This window comes from Cupriavidus sp. 86D6 (assembly GCF_057815095.1).
The window spans coordinates 53,741-68,450 of record NZ_JBYPSB010000011.1; the positions used below are offsets into that span (position 1 = coordinate 53,741).

A 14,710-nucleotide genomic window follows, 5' to 3' on the forward strand; every position below is an offset into this window, starting at 1 on the left:
GGTTATCGGCAATGAGACCGGGGCGCAACGTTCCGACACAGTAAGTGCGCTATGAGGCAATCGCATGCAACCGGCGACAGTAGACAGCAACTTATTGATTTACTGGGGTATTTTCCCGGACGCCGCCCGGAAACCCGCGTGAATGCTAGGGGTGGCTACCCCGGTAAATTGCACCGAAATCAAGGGGACGCCTGCATCGGGTCGCCTCGCTGGTCAAACGCTGGATTCTCGGCACGCACCACGGCTCGGTTCAGCCCGAGCATCTGGACGCCTACCTGGACGAGTTCGTGTTCCGCTTTAATCGCCGCACCTCGGGCTCGCGCGGCCTTTTGTTCTATCGGCTGCTCCAACAGGCAGTCGTGACAGCCCCTGTGACGTATGCCGATGTGGTGCACCGCGCTCAGACGGTGTAGCATACGAGCACTGTATATCCATCCAGTGCGTCCAGACTTCTGGAGCTAAGTGGATACCCCTTATATATATACAGTACAGCCGCCGTCATCATCAAGGCCAAAGGTGACTGGTATCTGGTAGCTATCAGATAGCTACAGTTGGTATATAGGGGCCGACTGTTGCAGGGGCCGACACCGCCACATAATAGATATATTGGGGGTTTAAATTGAAGTTATCCACAGGCTGATGCGTTGCATATGTTGCGCAACACTCGGTCAAGGATTTGTTGCGCAATTAGGGATCGCACCACGCAACACCAGCACGGCGCGCTTTTATGCCTTGGGAGGCTTTTCAGGATCGGGCTTGATGGGCGTGATGGTTGCCCGAGGAATGGCACCCAGTGCCTCTAGTTCGAGGCGGGCCTCGGCATAGTGCTCATAGAAGGCTGCCCACTTTTGGAATCCACCCAGTTCGCCTACGACGCGGATCATGGCCAGGTGAGACGCCGTGAGCAGTTCGACCTGTCGTTCGAGCGCAGCAATGCGCAGATCTTTCTCGGCCAGCACCGATGCAGTGCTGGCCGAACTCTGGTGTGGCAGGCGGCGCTGCCAGCGGCGGAACTCGGCTTGCCGCTGCTGGTATTGCGCAAGCAACTGACTACGTGCAGCACTTCGTGTAATGGACGAAGCTGCTTTCAGTGCCGGGTGGTGGCGTACAACGGCCCGCGCCGTGATGGTTTCGTCGCGGGCCAGCAGATCCTCCAGGATGCGAACGAGTTCCGGGTCGTCGAGGGGAGGGGTAGTCGTCAGAGTCTCACCCATCGAGTACTCCAGGTAGCGGTCGGTTGGATAGATCTGGGCCATCAGGGAAGGGCGATTCGCCGGTAGCGCTGGCTAGCAGCTTGCGCACGCCATCGAGACGCACACGCGCATGGGCAATCTGGTTGTCCCGTCCCGGTGTCGTGGAAGGACGCGCTTCAGCATGCGCGAGCGCAGCCGCCAGTTTCCCTTCCAGCCTGGTGAGATACGCGCGATTCTCGGGCAAGTTGGTGGCAGATAGATGCCGGCAGCCAGTGAAGCATTCAAGGTGCTTGGGGCATGGGTCGACCGTGAAGCTGTTCAGGCAGTGGCCATAAGGCGTGGCATGGAAGCCATCGGCTTCTGCTCTCAGATAGGTGAAGGCGGCATCGTCGCCCTCATCCGCCTGGATGCGCAGGAACGCCGCCACGATCGGCCCGGTGGCCTTACCGGCCTGGATCATCTTGGCCACTGTCGTGGCTTTTTCTCCGAGGGAGAGTTCGATCTCCACCGGTAGCTCAATCTGGTCGAGCTGCTCCGCCAGGCTGCGATGGTCATACTCGTAGCTTTGCGCCACGCTTCGCCGGTTGAAGCGCTTGGAGATGATCGTGTCCGCCACGCCAAGCCGGAACAGTTCCGTGTTCTGGAGATGGCGCAGCTTGTGCGACTCCAGGCGTAGCGCACGGTCCTCTGGCGTCTGCCCATATCGGTGGAACAGCGGTTCACCGGAGGGGCGGTCACCGAGCGCATGGCCGATGAAGCTGGGGTCTGGCCGATTCACCGCCATGACACGCGTCACATCGCAGATGCCGTCATCCCGCTCTTCCGCCAACGAGCGTTTGGGATACAGGAACAATAGTTCCCAGCTTGGCAACTCACCAGACATCAGTAGCAGAGGCTCCGTGTCAGAGAGCTTGGTCGGCACCGACGCGCGCAGATAGGCTTCGAGCTCGCCGACCTGCAAACAGGTACGAGCCCACTGCATACGTGTGCCGGGCGGGATCACACTGCCGTCGGGATACCGGAATGACAGCACCGTGCCTTCCGCCAACATGGCCTTGCCGAGACGGTTCAGGTGAACGTATGCCGCCATATCGAGGCGAGGCTGTTGCGCATGACTACCACGTTGGTGATCCTGTATTTCATCGAACAGGGCAACGTCGAAGTCGGCCCGGTAGCGTTCCAGCAGGGCCGCTCGCAACTCACTGTCGACGGCGGCCCAGAAGGGATTGCCCGTCAGGTGAGGGTACAGTTGCGCGGCCGGCACAATGTCGTGTTCGTCGTACCAAGGCAGCAGGCGCCCTGTTTCGGTTTGCTGTCGCAGGGTGCGGCGCAAGGGGGCCGTCAGTGCCGCGCTGCGTTCCAGTGACTCCGTTAGCAAGTCGCGGAACATTTCCGGGACGTACTGCACCTTTTCGAACAACGCTCGACTATCGCTCGTCTCGATCTGCTGCTTTTCAGCGAAGTGGCGCAGCATCATGGCGTCGGCGTAGCCGCCCTGGACCCCAGCCGACTGGCCGCGTTCGTCATAGTAGGTACGGGTGCGTTGCCAGTCCGCGGGCAACAACGTAATCTCGCCAATGCGCAGTCCCGTCACGATCATGGCGCGCAAGCACTGGAAGCGCAGCGTATCGACGAAGCTGCGAGGCGTCTCGGTCATCACGATGCGCACCAGTTCCCAGAAGGCACGCCGCTCCGGTAGCCGTTCGGCACGTTTGCGCTGCTCGAGGCTTTCCCGCAATTCGTCTTCGGACTTCAGGAAGGCCGCACGCTGCCGTGAGGTCGAGGCAGCTTGTGGCCGCACCACTCGTTGGCCGATGGGCCCGGCGTCGGCCAATCGATAGACGTCGAACAGGTTACGCAGAACACCCTCAACCAACTCGCCCAATTTACCGCAGGCTTGCAGGCTACCCGCTAGTTGGATGCCAAGGCTGGCGTCTTCGGTCGTCAGTTGCCAGGGCTCCTTGCCCGGCAAGCACGTTGCGAGCACGCGTAAGGGGCGAATGATGTTGTTGGCGATGTGTCCGGTTGTGTTGCGTCGGACCAGCAACTGCTCCAATGCGGCCGACTTGATCAGATCCTGCCAGGCCGCCGACAGCGGCGCGGCTGACGAATCCGGCGAGCGTGCCGCCATGGCTTGCAATGTCTTGGCATCACGGCCGAGATGGTTCAGATACCGCGTGGGAGAGGGCACAGCGCCCGCCAGTGCGCTGAGATTCCAGTCGTGCCCTTTGCGGACTCGACCGTCCGGCTCCCACGGCAACGACCAGGTCAGGCCACGCTGTTCCGCCAGGCTTTTCCCCAACGCGACGTAGGCACCGTAACCGGGATTCATTTTGCCGCGCCCTCCAGTTCAGCCAATATCGCTTGCACCCCAGCAATGGTGTGTTGCAGTTGCAGGTACGCAGGGGATTCCGTCTCGGCACGCGAGGCGTCGTGGAAGAAGCGCACTACACCGCGCAGGCCTGCCAGCACCTCGCGATGCAGGGCCACATCACGCACCGGCATGAATCGATGACAGCCGTAGCACGAGGTCACGGGATTGAACGGGCAGGCGGGTTGTCCGCTCGTGCAGCCGCCGATGCCTGCAATCGGGATGCCGTGCGGCACGCCCGCAATCTGCTGCTCTCCCTTGAGCGAACCCAATTCTTCCGCGCTGATGAAGCGCGCATGGGCGATGCGTGCGACCTGCTGGTAGATCGGCGACAGGCCCATGGCGCGATTGACGCGTTCTGCCTGATTGGGCGAACTGTCGTAATACACCAGCCCCGTCGTCAGACTGGCGTGCCCGAGGAAGGCGGCGAGCTCTTCCTGGTTCGCACCGGCGTCCACCAGCCGCTGCGCGGCCGTGTGCCGCAGATCTGTGGCGGAGACCCGTACGCCCAGCAGTTGTTCGGTCAGGTCCGCGATGCGCTGCGAGACTTCCTGCGCAGAACCCACCGAGCAGAAGCGATCGCCGCCCGCATTGCCGGCCTGGCGTTGATTCTGTTCCCATTGCGCAAGGATGCCTGCCCACTCCCGCTTCACGCGACGAGGCAGCGGCTTGATGACTGCCCCGTACCGCTGCTTTGCCATGCGGAAGGTCAGGTGTACCGCCGGCAACGCGTCGCTGCCGTCCTGCCAGACCCGCACGTCACGCATGGTCAACAGCGCAATCTGGATCGGCCGCATGCCGAACTGGTAGGCACACAGCAACATTACCGTGTCGCACAGCTTCATATCGTCTAGGCGCGTGCCATCGCGCAACGCCTGTGCGCTGTCATCCAGGTAGCGCACGATCACCGCTTCCTCTTCGACAGACAGGAAGACCTCGCCGGTGCGTACACCCGCGTAGCTGTCCCGTGCGGGCAAGGGCAGGGCAATGCCGAGGAACTCGTGGTACTGGGGCGACCATCCACACAGCCGATAGTGGCAAAGCAGCCGCAGCAGGGACTTGGCGAACACATAGGCATCCACCTTTTTCCCTAACCCACGCAAGTTGCTCCAGGTGGCTACACAACCCTCGGGACCGGCTCTTAGCAGGCTCAATATCTCGGCGTCACTGAATTGCTTGGCTGCCAGTACATATCCGGCGGCAGTGGACATATGCAGATTTTCGTTGAGCAGATACACGAATAGATGCTTCAGCAAAGCTGCATGACTGTGGCCATACCCGGAGAAGTCCAGATGGCGGTTGATGCCATTAAAACTGACCGTAAATATCGAAGCACCTTCCGGGTCATGGATCACGCGCGTAGCATCGTCGAAGTCATCGTAGTACCGCAGCAACGGCGGCAACGCAGGCAGCTTCTGTACGTGAGGTGCCAGCCATGCCTCGGTCTCGCTGACGGCCCCGTGACCGGTATCAATTCGTGGCGCCGACATCGCGGGCTCCCGATGGCAGGGCGCGCAGCACCGCTATCCGGTCGTCGAAGACGTTGTTCCAGATAGCCGACAGGCGATCCTCGAACACGGCGCGGGCATAGTGGGCGGGCATGTCGGAGGTCCGGGACCAGCCGAAGAAGGTGCGCATTTTCTGCAGCGCTTCATCCATCGAGTCGCCCTGGCTCAGCAACTGATTGAGCCGCACCACAGCACAGGTATGGCGCAGATCATGCGGTGTGATGCTGGTCTTGCCGGTGCGGTCCTCCAATTCGGCAATGACATGCGCCGGCAGTGCGGCCGAGGCCCGGGCAAAGAGCTTGGTCAGGGATTCCGTGGAGAGCGGCGTATCGGTCTGCGCGTTGAGCAGGTAAGGGTGGTTGGGGCGCCCACGGTAGTTGTCGACATAGCACTGGACCAGATTCGCCGTCAGTTCGCTGACGGGAACCTGCCGGATCGAATCGGCAGTCTTGATGCCAGGCCGCGAATGCCGGGAATCAGCCGAGCCATGCCGATGCTCGCCCACATTCAGCCAGTAGCGGGCGCGTTGCTGCCGCGCATCGAAGCCCGATTTGACCGCGTCGGCGGTCAACAGCAGCAACTCGCCGCGGCGCAGCCCCTGATGCAACATCAGCACGAAGGCCGTAAAGACCCGCCAGCGCGTGCGCATGCCCTTGAAGGGGTTGGCACCGGATTCCGGGTCCAGGTGCTCATACAAGGATTGCACAACCGCTGCGGGCAACGATCGCAGAATGTTCGGGCGATGATGGCGTTGGATCTGAAGTTGGCCGTAAAGCAACTGGAGACGCTGCCAGCGCGCATCGAGTTGGGACAGCCGGACTTCACCCGTCGATTGCTGAGCCAGCCAGGTCGACACCGCCACGACGAATGCCAGCCCGGTGCGCCACCGTTCCTGATCCGAGGCGGTCAGCATGGCCTGGTTGCGGATCGAGACAAACCAGCCTTCGAGGATCGTGCCCAGCCGAGCTTCGTCCAGATCCGCCAAGGCGCCATCCAGGGCGCCAGCGCCGAACAAGTCGTCGGCATAGGCGTAGAGGCGCTCGACATGTCGCAGCTTGTGCTGCTGGGTCAGATCGGCCAGATCGCTGAGCGCCAACTGTGCCCACACATGGGCCCAGTACCGCGGCAAGCCCAACGCATCCACGAGTGTCGTGCCGTGCAGACGCTGCGGGACGGCCGGATGCCGCAACTGGACGATCATGGCAAAAGCTTCCCAAAGCCCGAGAATCTATACCATAGACCATCCCAGCCGTTGCGCCAGGGCCCGTCAAATCAAGGCTCAGGACGCAACAGATGAAAACATACCTGTCGTAGCCATAACAAAGCTTATGTTAAATAGCTGACTTGTCAGAAATATTCGAACGCGAACGCTGATGGCAGTAGCTTGGCCAGACAATGCTGAGTCCTCGCGCTCGTTGCTTCATCTGAGGGACGAATCGCCTTCATCGACTGCCTGCATTGCGACTCCATCGCCCTACCGCGCAACTTCGTCCGCAGTCGTGACATCACACTGTCCGTTCCCAAGTAACGGAGTCGTGGAGATGTCCAGTAGATACACAAAACTCAACTGTCCTGTGGCGAAAGTGCCGGTCGTGCTGTCGTGGCAATCCTTCGCCGGCCTGGCAGGCATAGGCGGCGAAGTGCTGCCAGTTCAGCACGACTTCGGGTGCTCGAAGGACACCGAGTGCCAGCACCGGATGAGCCCGCGTTGCCCAGTGCGACGGCTAAACGAAGCCTGACACGGCTGAAAAATCCCGGGATGGCGGGTAGCCACATTCGAATCCTTCTGGCGGTGGGCCACACTGCCCAAAGGACCTGTTCTGGCTCCATGCAATAGTCGGCGGGCAGATTTCATACCCGCATGGCGATGTTGGGACAAGAGAAATGACTGCTTTCTGCAGGTTCCAACGGGCCCGTTCTGATATCAGAATCGAGGCATCCGGGTATCAGAACGGAGCCTGCCATGCCGCGCGCGTCGCAGCTCGAGCTCTCCAACGTATCGCCCATGCTGGCCACGCCCAGCAAGGCCCTGCCGCGCACCGGCGCCTGGCACTTTCAGTTTAAGTACGATGGGTACAGGGTGCTGGCCACGCGCGACCAGGTGCGCACGCGAGGCGGTGCCGATGCTGCAGCATGGTTTCCTGAGATACCGGCCGCGCTGGCCGGCCTACCCGCTGGCCACCATATCGTTGACGGCGAGGTGAGCGTCCTCGAGCGCGGCGTATCCAACTTTCTGCAGCTGCACGAGCGCGCGATGCGGCGGCGCTGGTACGCCGGCGCGGCGCCGGTCGTGCTGTGTGCTTTCGACCTGTTGGTGCACGCTGGCCAGGACGTGCGCGGCCTGCCCATAGAGGAGCGCAAGGCGCGGCTGGCTGACCTGGTGGCAGGCCTGCCCAGCGTGCTCTACGTGAGCGGCCTCGATGACGGGCGCGCGGCCTGGGCGGCCGTGCTGGCGCTTCAGCTCGAGGGAATCGTGGCCAAGCGCGCGGGCAGCCTCTATGTGGCGGGCCCGTCCCTCCAGTGGCTCAAGATCAAACGGCCAGGCGCCACTCTGCCCGGCTTCAAACGCGACCTATAAGAAAGGGGCGCCAAAGCGCCCCCCAAACAGTGCGAAGATCCAGCGATTACCCCGCTGCCTCGACTTCCAGCGCAATAGCCAGGTGCTCGGCTTCGCTCGGCGTCAAGGAAGCACGATTGAGGTCCAAATGGATCTCAAAGCCTTCGCCCTTCGTATAGTCAACGGATGCGCCTTTCCGTTCGAAAAAGCCGCGCACTTCCGCGAGCGATTCCGGGCGAAGCCGTTGCACTCCAAACGCTTCTCGCAGTTCCTCCGAGGGAATGTTGAAGTGATAAACCTGGTCGCCCGAGCGCGCCACGCGCTGAATGGCGCTGTTGACGAACGACGAGTACGCACTCTGCAAATATTTTTTATCGGTAGCCATAACGCCCCACTATCCATGTGTTGCCAACATCTTACGTGAGCTTTACCGAGCCGTAAAGCATCTACTATCTCTATCTTGTCGTGCGCCTGGGATACTGTATATTTATACAGTATGCTGTTCGAAGTCATGAAACTCTGTCAGGAGGGGCGCCGGCTGCACCGGGGATGGTGGGGCGGGCAGCGCCTGTATCGCGGCCAGGTGGTAATCGAGGACCGCATGGATGCGCACGCCCATCGGGTGATACCGCACGCCATCATGGTCCACAGCAAGCACCAAGACGTGGCGGAGCTCGGCGTGCTATACGACGCCCGAATAGTGAAGCTAACGGCCGACGACATGATCCTCTCCGGGTTTGAGCGGGCCGACTTCGACATGCGCGAGTACCGCCAGGCGTGGCGCATGCGGCCGATCACGCGCGAGGAAATGGAAACGCCGATCCCTGCGGACGTGGTGCGCGGGCGCGGTAAGAAAGTGGACTAGGGAGAGAGCGATGTGCGTGAACTATGCCCCGTTGCAGCGCCAGCTGCTGCGTGACGTGTTCGGCGTTGAGCCGCCAGATGCAGAGTGGCGGGCAGACGCCTGGCCGGACTACCCGGCCCCCATCGTGCGCGCGGCGGCGGACGGCTCGCGCGAGGCCGTCATGGGCTCGTTCAGTATGGTCCCGAAGGGGAGGCTCCCGCCCGGCGTCCGCTACTTCCCGACAGCAAATGCGCGTACCGAGACAATCGGGAAACTCAGCTCGTTTGCAAAGCACTGGAAGGCTGGCCAACTTTGCCTCATAGGCGCGACCGCTTTCTACGAACCGAATTGGGAGACGGGCAAGGCCGTGCGGTGGAAGATCGGCCTTCCTGGCGGTGAGCCGTTCGCTATTGCGGGGCTCTGGCGCGCGTGGCCCGATGGCGCGGTCTCGTTCACCATGCCGACACTCAATGCCGATAGCCACCCGTTGCTACGCCGTTTCCATAAGCCGGATAGCGAGAAGCGTGGCGTTGTCGTGTTGCCCAGAAGCGATTGGGAAGAGTGGTTACATTGCCGAGATCCGGAGATTGCCAGGACGCTCCTCCGACTCATGCCCTCCGAACAACTCGTCGCACAGCCTGCCCCAATCCCGCCCAAATCAGCTATCGTGCCTCCATCAGACGTCGCAAAAGTCAATTCTGAGACCGGCACATGAACTACGAAGACAATGGGAACGGGCGCTCCGTCGCGATTTACTGGGACTTTGAGAACTTGCATGCGGCGCTGGTCGAAGCCAAGTATGGCGAAGGCTCCTACACCAAGGCTGACGTCCGCTTCAAAGCCCAAGATACCCTCGTCGACGTACAGGCGCTGGTAGAGCTTTGCTCATCATTTGGCACGGTCGCCATCAACCGAGCATATTGCAACTGGCAGTTCTTCGGGCGCTACCGTGATGCCTTGCTCCAGGGGTGCGTCGAACTGATCCAACTGTTCCCGCCGGGCCCTACCGCAAAGAACGGCGCGGATATCAAACTGTGCCTGGATGCCGCCGAAGACATCAACCGCTTCAGGCACATCGAAACCGTTGTGATTATCGGCGGCGACAGTGACTTCATGCCGCTGGCTCAGAAGATCAAGGCAGCGGGCCGCACGTTGATTGGCATCGGGAATCGAAAGAACACCAACAGGCATTGGGCCAAATCCTGTCACGAGTTTCGCTACTACGACAACTTGGTGGAAGAGCCGATGCAACGCGACGTCAACGTGCAGCCCGAGATCGTGGCATTACCGGTCCAGGGTGCGGCCGCTGACATCCTCGTCCGGTCCATCCGCCTGTTGTCAGAGTCGAGCGGGGATATCTGGGTCCACAAAGCAAGCGTGTGGCCGATGATCAAGCGCCTGGACCCCGCGTTTTCACTCAAGGACCATGGGGCAACGAGCTTCAGCGAGATGTTGAAGGCCTTGGACACGCTCGTTGAGATCAAGAAGGGGGACAAGGATCATTTGGTTCGCCTTCGGTAACGGCAGCGTACACCGACCTCGAGATGGGGCGCCATCGCAACGACTTAAAAAGGTCCGCGGTCGCCTGCCCAGCGCCGCTGGCTGCGAGCACTTGACCGGTGGGACATGGAGATATCACACGTGAGTCGTAGGCGTATAAGACTGCCACCCCACGCGTGGAGACAGAGAGTGCGCAGCGTTACGGCCTGGCGCGGACGACGATTGACGTGGAGCGCCTTTTTGCGCTCCAATCGGATCGCTTCAGCTCGATCTCATTTCACGGATAGAACCACTTCGATGTCGCGCTTGTCGCCCTGAGCGTCGAAGACCAGCGCCGACTCGCCTGCACGAAGCATGCTCGAAACCTCTGTGGAAACGCCCGAAACCGTCGGGCAGCCTGCGCGATCTCCGCTGGCAGATACCAGTGTTTCCCGTACATCCCCCGCTTTGCGCGCGAGGATATTCGCTTTCGTCACGACGTTCTTGTCATCTACCCGATTGGCCGTGATATCGATTTTGACAACCGTCGGAATGCTGCCATCTGGCCCAATCAGACCAAAAATACGGCAACGGCCATCGAACTTTGCTGCCGCCGGTCGCTCAAGCGTCACCGTCTGCGGAACACCGTCTTCGAGTTGCAGCGTGCGCGACCCAGACACAAAGGACGTCGACTCGACCTTCACTTCAATGGTCGAGGTTGCCGCGTAGCTCATTGCGGGCAGCAGCCCAGCGACAAGGATGGCGCCACTACGGCGAATGGACTTGCTATCAAAAAAACCGAACACGTACTGTCCTCCGAGTTATAACTGGTACCGACACAATGTCGGTCAACCAATCGTCTCAGTTATCGGCCGAAGTCAAATCAAGTTTACGGCTACGACTCATTCTGCTGGTAGAGCCCTTGGTACGTCCCTGCGCTTGCCGCCTCACTCCATCGCTCGCCGCAGGTGCCATGCCAACATTGGCTGCTCGCGCGCATCGCGACACCGACTGCCCTGACGTCGTTCGTGACCAAAGGTTTTTGTCTTTGCTTACTACGTCGCCAAATCATTTTTGCCCCTGTCTGCGACTTCTCCTTCCGCATTTTGCACCGTTTCGATGTGGAACATTTGATCGGTTGTCGACTAAAGGTGCGTATGTCAAGAAACCTCATATCGGCCGATCAGTTCGCCACGAGCATCGCCCACTCGTACCGGCACATTGCTCCGCACTCTTTCTTGGCTGCGCGACGTCGGCATGTGGCAAAATCGCAGCCACGCTGCGAAGGGTAAGGTCGGCACTTTCCTTCGGCGCCGAGATGACTATGGCGAGGTTGGGACATTTTTGGTATAGCTTGTGCCCCCCGGCACCCGCGTGAGTACCACAGTAGAGCTGCATCGGAAAACAACATACATGGCAGTTGAGAAGAAGGACCAACCAAAATGGGTTGATCTGGGCCGGGTGGACCTACGCCATGTGGACAATGCCGATAGCCTTGGAGAAATCGCTGCGGTGCCCGCAGGCGCCGATTTCGACGAGGCCATGTCCATTCTTGTTGCCGAACTTGGATTTTCGGACGACGCGGTTGTCGTCATGCTTCCTTCCCCGATGGGGGAAGTGGCGGCCCACCGCGATCAGCTCCCTCATATTGTGGAAAAGCGAGCAGATGCGCGTGAACGGTACGTGCGACTCGCTATCGCAACATTGAGGGATCCGTATGAAGTGTGGGAAATCCAATACGACGACGAAACGTCGCGCCACGCCTACATCGGCCTCTTCTCAGGCAAGCGTCAGATGCTAGTTGTCGTCCAACATTTGCACGGACGTATTCTCTGGAACTTCATGCACTGTGATCACAAGTCGCTGAACAAACACAGGCATGGCAAACTCATGTACGAGCGCCCCAAAAAAACAAAAGGCGAGCCTGGTGAGGACTCGCCTGAAACGGTGCCCGTTGAGGGCACGCCCTAATGACCTTTAGGGAAAGGAAGAGGTCTCACACGACGCAAGATCCAAGGCACCTACGGTGTTCCTACGCCGGCTATCGCTCCCTGGAAGCAGCCGGTTTCGCGCTCTTGCGACCATTATAACCGAATCCAAGGCCGAAAGCATTCCCCGAATCACCCTGCGGATGATAGTCCGAAATCCGCACCTGAAAAGGCCTAAAACGATTCTTTTACGTCCTTCCCCTATAGGCTCGCTATCTGGCAAAGTGACAAAAAGGTGACTTGGCTCGAAAAATTGCCGTGTAAATGCCTTATGCACCTCTTTTAGGCCATGCCGGCGAAGCGCGGCATACCGAACGGAAAAGGACATTATGGAGAGGATCTCGATCGACGAGAGCGGGTACACGGGCTTCGACCTACTCAATCCGCCGCAGCCCTACCAGGGCGCAACCGCGATCAGCATTAGCGATGACGAGGCGTCCAGACTGATCAAGGAGCACTTTCCGAAGCTACAAGCCCCGGAGCTCAAGTACTCTTCCCTGGCGCGAAGGGACAACAACCGTCCGCGACTCCTTGCACTGCAGCGAGATATTCTCGCTTCGACCAAGGCAATTACATACGTCTGCGATAAGCGCTACCTGCTCTTGCTCATGTTCGTCGACTACGCCGTCGAGCCGTTCTATTACGATAACGGCTTCGATCTATATGAGGACGGCGGAAACCTCTCCATGGCGTCCATGCTCTATTACGCCGGCCCCGGGCTTTTGGGTCGAATCGAGTTCGCCGCCCTACTCGCAGCCTTTCAGCGAGCAATGAAAGCCAAGACTTCCGAGTCAGTGCGCGATCTCGTCGCTGCCGCACGACGGACGAAATGGAATGAAATGCCGGAAGTGCTCGGTCCCCTGGTAAACGGTTACCCGGACTGCCTTGATGCCATCCGGAACCCCAAGGTATCCACGGACGCCGCCTTTGTCGTATTGCAGTCCTTGATCTCACGGCTCGAGTCAATGATCTCGTCCGAATATCGGATTGAGCATGATCGTTCGAAGAACCTCCTGCGCTACGGGGAAGTGATCTCCAAACTCATTGCTCACGATGTCGATATTGAATTCCGAGCGTCAGACATCGCTGGGCTGAAGTTCCCGCTCAAGCTCAAGGAGGTAGCGCAAGTCGATTCGAAGAAGAGCCCAGCAGTACAGTTGTGCGACGTCATGATCGGTGCAGCAATAGACGCTGTAAAAACTATCCGAGAAACGGGGATCGCCGAGAATGAGGTCGTTGCACTCTACAAGGACGACCAGATCATTCACTTGTTGCCGACTACGGACTTCGAAGCGATAAAGCGCTCCCACAAGAACACGCAGGCAGCCGAGGTGATCGACTACTTCGCGAAGAACTTCTCGTAACATCTACGGGCCGGTTTTTGCCGCTACGTAGTCGCTCACGGCCAGTTGCCCTACGCTAGCGCCGCGGTTCACCCGGACCATGTGGACGACAATTCGACTATGAGGGGTGAGCCCCAATGCTGACCACATTGAATCAGGAAACGCTGCATGCTCTACGCGACAACGGTGCCCGCGAGTCCGTCGAGCTCGACTTCAAATCCGACTTCAATCCCGATAACGCCGATCACCGCCGTGGCCTGATCGAGGACGTCTGTGCCATGGCAAACGCGCGCGGCGGCTGGCTGCTCTTGGGCGTAGCGGAGGACGCCGACGGCGTGATAGATGAGTTACCGGGCATTCAGTTTGCCGACGCCGACAGGTTCCGGCTGCGTGTAGGCCAGATGATCGAAAGCGGTCTCGAGCCCCAACTCGCCGGCGTGCGCATCGAGTGCGTGCCGGTCGATGGGGGCCGCTGGATTGCGGGCATTCGCGTACCACAGAGCTGGGCCGGCCCGCATCGCACGGTCAGTGGCCGCCGCTTCATGGTGCGCACAGATGCGCGGAATACCGAATACGACATTCACGGGCTACGGCAAGCCTTTATGGGGCGTGACCAGGCAACGCATGCGTGGGAAGCCTTCCGGGAAGACCGCGTTGCACGCTACTACGCGGGCCGGCTGCCGTTACCGCTCCAGCCGGGTCCGGCGGCGTTCATTCACCTGTGGCCGCTCGGCGCACCGGCACCGATCGACCTGTTAGCGGCCGCGGCGGCGCGCGACTTTGCGCCCCCGGAGGACACTGGACGCGCGCCTCAGCCCAACCTTGAAGGCGTGGTCCGCAAGGGCCATGAGGGGGAAACCGGGTGGCTGTCATACGTGCAGATCTTCCGCGGCGGCGCGCTCGAAGCGTACCGGATGCTGGATCCGCAACTCGGTGATAACTCGGGGCTGGCGCTGCCTTGGCTACATCGCGATGCAACCACGCTCCTGCCACGGTGGCTGGAAGGCCTTGATAGGTTCGGCGTGGCCGGGCCGCACCAGTTCGCCGTAACGCTGGTCGGTGTGCGCGGCCAGCGTCCGCTGCAGGATGCACATGGTAATCCGCCCTGGGGCGTCGCGACGCAAGAGGACACCTTGCCGCTGCCGGCCTGGTTCATCGACCCTCCCGAGTTCGACGCCGCGCGCCGTGCCGCGCTCCTCGAGGAGCTACGCGTGCAGTTGCACCGTGCGTTCGGCCGCGATGGTGTCCAGGGACGATTCATCTAGCTGATTGCCTTCATCGCACAAGACGCGGCGCAATGACTAAGCCTCCCGCACGCGTCGTCGCGCGCCAACGGCGGTCGCACGCTTTTCTTCGCCAGGCATCGGACACATCAAGTACGACGATCGCCGTCCGCACTTTAAGTGCCGCAAGCGAGCTTTGATTTA

Annotated in this window: 13 protein-coding genes and 1 pseudogene; 8 read left to right on the forward strand and 6 right to left on the reverse strand. The window is 60.4% G+C overall.

Going from position 1 to position 14,710, the window contains the following annotated elements:
- Positions 1-179 precede the first annotated feature (179 nt).
- Positions 180-413: pseudogene (locus tag AC3G88_RS21320) on the forward strand (transposase); the annotation flags it as partial.
- 312 nt (positions 414-725) lie between these two features.
- On the opposite strand, the gene AC3G88_RS21325 reads toward AC3G88_RS21320, so the two are convergent.
- The 4 genes from AC3G88_RS21325 to AC3G88_RS21340 are packed head-to-tail and all read right to left on the reverse strand — an operon-like array spanning position 726 to position 6,273.
- The gene (locus AC3G88_RS21325; RefSeq protein ID WP_488893866.1) at positions 726-1,256 is read right to left on the reverse strand and encodes a hypothetical protein; all 531 of its coding nucleotides are present in this window, start codon (positions 1,254-1,256) and stop codon (positions 726-728) included.
- Positions 1,207-3,525: a hypothetical protein gene (locus AC3G88_RS21330; RefSeq protein WP_488893867.1), complete on the reverse strand. Its 2,319-nt coding sequence runs from the start codon at positions 3,523-3,525 to the stop codon at positions 1,207-1,209. Before AC3G88_RS21330 ends, AC3G88_RS21325 begins: the two co-directional genes overlap by 50 nt.
- Positions 3,522-5,054 (reverse strand): tyrosine-type recombinase/integrase, encoded by a 1,533-nt coding sequence (locus AC3G88_RS21335; RefSeq protein WP_488893868.1) that lies wholly within the window; start codon positions 5,052-5,054, stop codon positions 3,522-3,524. The genes AC3G88_RS21330 and AC3G88_RS21335 overlap by 4 nt, the downstream gene beginning before the upstream one ends.
- On the reverse strand, positions 5,035-6,273 hold the full coding sequence (locus AC3G88_RS21340; protein ID WP_488893869.1) for a tyrosine-type recombinase/integrase: 1,239 nt from the start codon (positions 6,271-6,273) through the stop codon (positions 5,035-5,037). Before AC3G88_RS21340 ends, AC3G88_RS21335 begins: the two co-directional genes overlap by 20 nt.
- A gap of 762 nt (positions 6,274-7,035) precedes the next feature.
- On the opposite strand from AC3G88_RS21340, the gene AC3G88_RS21345 reads away from it, so the two are divergent.
- A complete protein-coding gene (locus tag AC3G88_RS21345) occupies positions 7,036-7,650 on the forward strand; it encodes an ATP-dependent DNA ligase (RefSeq protein ID WP_488893870.1) in 615 nt (204 codons plus the stop codon).
- A 46-nt stretch (positions 7,651-7,696) separates the two neighbouring features.
- On the opposite strand, the gene AC3G88_RS21350 is transcribed toward AC3G88_RS21345, so the two are convergent.
- On the reverse strand, positions 7,697-8,014 hold the full coding sequence (locus AC3G88_RS21350; RefSeq protein WP_153949548.1) for a hypothetical protein: 318 nt from the start codon (positions 8,012-8,014) through the stop codon (positions 7,697-7,699).
- Positions 8,015-8,125: 111 nt separating this feature from the next.
- Between AC3G88_RS21350 and AC3G88_RS21355 the strand changes: the two genes are divergently transcribed.
- Genes AC3G88_RS21355 through AC3G88_RS21365 form a run of 3 tightly spaced genes read left to right on the forward strand, consistent with a single transcriptional unit; the run spans position 8,126 to position 9,994 of the window.
- Complete coding sequence (locus tag AC3G88_RS21355; RefSeq protein ID WP_153949549.1) at positions 8,126-8,494, forward strand: hypothetical protein; 369 nt, start codon at positions 8,126-8,128, stop codon at positions 8,492-8,494.
- A gap of 10 nt (positions 8,495-8,504) precedes the next feature.
- Positions 8,505-9,188: an SOS response-associated peptidase gene (locus AC3G88_RS21360; protein ID WP_488893871.1), complete on the forward strand. Its 684-nt coding sequence runs from the start codon at positions 8,505-8,507 to the stop codon at positions 9,186-9,188.
- On the forward strand, positions 9,185-9,994 hold the full coding sequence (locus AC3G88_RS21365) for an NYN domain-containing protein (protein ID WP_488893872.1): 810 nt from the start codon (positions 9,185-9,187) through the stop codon (positions 9,992-9,994). The genes AC3G88_RS21360 and AC3G88_RS21365 overlap by 4 nt, the downstream gene beginning before the upstream one ends.
- A 251-nt stretch (positions 9,995-10,245) precedes the next feature.
- Here the strand turns inward: AC3G88_RS21365 and AC3G88_RS21370 are convergent, their stop codons facing one another.
- On the reverse strand, positions 10,246-10,758 hold the full coding sequence (locus AC3G88_RS21370; RefSeq protein WP_488893873.1) for a hypothetical protein: 513 nt from the start codon (positions 10,756-10,758) through the stop codon (positions 10,246-10,248).
- Positions 10,759-11,365: 607 nt separating this feature from the next.
- On the opposite strand from AC3G88_RS21370, the gene AC3G88_RS21375 reads away from it, so the two are divergent.
- The 3 genes from AC3G88_RS21375 (at position 11,366) to AC3G88_RS21385 (ending at position 14,548) form a co-directional block, all read left to right on the forward strand.
- The gene (locus AC3G88_RS21375) at positions 11,366-11,923 is read left to right on the forward strand and encodes a PBECR2 nuclease fold domain-containing protein (RefSeq protein ID WP_488893874.1); all 558 of its coding nucleotides are present in this window, start codon (positions 11,366-11,368) and stop codon (positions 11,921-11,923) included.
- A 346-nt stretch (positions 11,924-12,269) separates the two neighbouring features.
- Positions 12,270-13,304, forward strand: coding sequence for a DUF3800 domain-containing protein (locus tag AC3G88_RS21380; protein ID WP_488893875.1), 1,035 nt, complete (start codon positions 12,270-12,272; stop codon positions 13,302-13,304).
- A gap of 116 nt (positions 13,305-13,420) precedes the next feature.
- The gene (locus AC3G88_RS21385) at positions 13,421-14,548 is read left to right on the forward strand and encodes an AlbA family DNA-binding domain-containing protein (RefSeq protein WP_488893876.1); all 1,128 of its coding nucleotides are present in this window, start codon (positions 13,421-13,423) and stop codon (positions 14,546-14,548) included.
- Positions 14,549-14,710: the final 162 nt, after the last annotated feature.

Excerpts from the sequence above, each read along its gene's own strand:
- AC3G88_RS21340 (WP_488893869.1), bottom strand. The coding sequence starts at position 6,273 with ATGATCGTCCAGTTGCGGCATCCGGCCGTCCCGCAGCGTCTGCACGGC.
- AC3G88_RS21350 (WP_153949548.1), bottom strand. The coding sequence starts at position 8,014 with ATGGCTACCGATAAAAAATATTTGCAGAGTGCGTACTCGTCGTTCGTC.
- AC3G88_RS21385 (WP_488893876.1), top strand. The coding sequence starts at position 13,421 with ATGCTGACCACATTGAATCAGGAAACGCTGCATGCTCTACGCGACAAC.
- AC3G88_RS21360 (WP_488893871.1), top strand. The coding sequence starts at position 8,505 with ATGTGCGTGAACTATGCCCCGTTGCAGCGCCAGCTGCTGCGTGACGTG.
- AC3G88_RS21380 (WP_488893875.1), top strand. The coding sequence starts at position 12,270 with ATGGAGAGGATCTCGATCGACGAGAGCGGGTACACGGGCTTCGACCTA.
- AC3G88_RS21355 (WP_153949549.1), top strand. The coding sequence starts at position 8,126 with ATGCTGTTCGAAGTCATGAAACTCTGTCAGGAGGGGCGCCGGCTGCAC.
- AC3G88_RS21325 (WP_488893866.1), bottom strand. The coding sequence starts at position 1,256 with ATGGCCCAGATCTATCCAACCGACCGCTACCTGGAGTACTCGATGGGT.
- AC3G88_RS21365 (WP_488893872.1), top strand. The coding sequence starts at position 9,185 with ATGAACTACGAAGACAATGGGAACGGGCGCTCCGTCGCGATTTACTGG.
- AC3G88_RS21375 (WP_488893874.1), top strand. The coding sequence starts at position 11,366 with ATGGCAGTTGAGAAGAAGGACCAACCAAAATGGGTTGATCTGGGCCGG.
- AC3G88_RS21330 (WP_488893867.1), bottom strand. The coding sequence starts at position 3,525 with ATGAATCCCGGTTACGGTGCCTACGTCGCGTTGGGGAAAAGCCTGGCG.
- AC3G88_RS21335 (WP_488893868.1), bottom strand. The coding sequence starts at position 5,054 with ATGTCGGCGCCACGAATTGATACCGGTCACGGGGCCGTCAGCGAGACC.
- AC3G88_RS21345 (WP_488893870.1), top strand. The coding sequence starts at position 7,036 with ATGCCGCGCGCGTCGCAGCTCGAGCTCTCCAACGTATCGCCCATGCTG.